This window comes from Halomonas sp. TH-94 (assembly GCF_057473365.1).
The window spans coordinates 1-1,517 of record NZ_JBYCKL010000116.1 but is presented as its reverse complement, the minus strand read 5'-3'; the positions used below and the strand labels follow the sequence as shown (position 1 = coordinate 1,517).

The window sequence follows — 1,517 nt, the reverse complement described above, 5'->3', positions numbered from 1 at the left end:
TTCGTACCTACAAGGAAGAGCACGCTATCGACCTGCTGGTGATGGGGGCCTACGGCCACTCGCGCATCCGCCATCTGCTGGTGGGTAGCACCACCACCGACATGCTGCGCAAGAGCCAAGTGCCGATTCTGCTTCTGCGCTGAAATTTACCCCTGCCGGCCCTTCATGCGTGAAGCGTGCCGGCTTTTGATGGACTTGATGGAAAGGAAAAAGTATGTCCAGCAAGATCTTCTGTATCGCCAGCTTCAAGCCCAAGCCAGGCAGGGAAGAAGCCCTGTTCAAAGCACTGCAGGCATTGGAGCCTAATACGCACCGGGAAGATGGTTGCCTGCAGTACACGGTGACCCGCCACATCGACCATCCGAATGCGCAAGGTGCCAGCTATCCGATCGTCTTTCACGAGGTCTGGGCCAGCCGCGAAGCGTTCGAGGCGCACTGTAACCGTCGTGAGATCCAGGAGTTCTTCGTCACTCACGTACAGTCACCCGAGGGAGACGTACAGGACGCCAATGTATGCGTCTATACTGATGAGCCCCACGACTTCGATGCACCTCAGTTCTGACCCCGATACCACTTGGTGAAGTGCGAACAGGTCTTACTATGCCCACCTCTCCCTGCTCAGGCGGAAATGGGTCCATAAGCTTCGGCATGAGCTGCCTGAGGACCCTGATATATATGCTCTTCATCGCAGCTCTTGCTCAGGGCAGCTATTATGAAGCGCTATATCACCCGGGCGGCCGATTCTCGGAGCTCGGGTTCACCGAGCTGGCCCAGAGCGTGCTGCTGTTGACGAGCGCCATGCTGCTTCTCTATGTACGCCAAGTGCTGCGTGTGTGGCCAACCATTACGCTGCTGATGTTCGCCTTCGTCTTCAGCTCCTTCATTCGCGAGCAGGACTATTGGCTGGATACCTGGGTGGCCCGGCATACCTGGAAGGTGCTGGTGGCGTTGATCATCGTGCCGAGTCTGTACTGGGTAATAAAGGAGCGCCGACGATTTATCGAAGAGTTTGCCTGGTACGGCAACAGCTTTTCCTTTGGCTTGTTCGCCGCTGGCGTATTGGTGACTTATGTTTTCTCCCGTCTCTATGGCCGTCAGAGCTTTTGGATGGCCGTTCTGGAGGAAAACTATGTGCGAACCTTCAAAAACGCTGCGGAAGAGGTGGTGGAGTTGCTCGGCTATGGGCTGATATTGATTGCGGTCATCGAATTCGTATTGCTGGCTAGACGTTGGCAGCGTGTTAACGGTAGGGCCTCGTCAGTCAGGCATCAAGCTAACCAGCACCGCTAAAGCGTCTATGGTTTTCTCAGGGTCGATGATTGAAGACAATGATCTGTCACCTGGCCAAGGCTCTTTCTCTGAGGTAGAAACGAAGAGGGAGAATGACGACATACGCCAGCCAGGAAACGACACGATGACCGAACAGGTAATGGCCGCCATCGACGGCTCGCAGTTCTCTACCGGGGTGTGCGACTACGCCGCCTGGGCCAGCCTTGCGCTCGGGGCGCCGCTGACCT

Annotated in this window: 3 protein-coding genes and 1 pseudogene; all 4 read left to right on the top strand. The window is 56.1% G+C overall.

Going from position 1 to position 1,517, the window contains the following annotated elements; translation table 11 throughout:
* On the top strand, positions 1-143 hold a 143-nt coding region (locus AC2VNO_RS19475; protein ID WP_486935681.1), incomplete at its 5' end, for a universal stress protein.
* A gap of 71 nt (positions 144-214) precedes the next feature.
* Positions 215-562: a putative quinol monooxygenase gene (locus AC2VNO_RS19470; RefSeq protein WP_486935680.1), complete on the top strand. Its 348-nt coding sequence runs from the start codon at positions 215-217 to the stop codon at positions 560-562.
* 38 nt (positions 563-600) lie between these two features.
* A complete protein-coding gene (locus AC2VNO_RS19465; protein ID WP_486935679.1) occupies positions 601-1,290 on the top strand; it encodes a hypothetical protein in 690 nt (229 codons plus the stop codon).
* Positions 1,291-1,414: 124 nt separating this feature from the next.
* Positions 1,415-1,517 (top strand): annotated as a pseudogene (locus AC2VNO_RS19460) (universal stress protein); the annotation flags it as partial.

Coding starts and splice junctions, on each gene's coding strand:
- AC2VNO_RS19470 (WP_486935680.1), top strand. CDS start 215: ATGTCCAGCAAGATCTTCTGTATCGCCAGCTTCAAGCCCAAGCCAGGC.
- AC2VNO_RS19465 (WP_486935679.1), top strand. CDS start 601: ATGCCCACCTCTCCCTGCTCAGGCGGAAATGGGTCCATAAGCTTCGGC.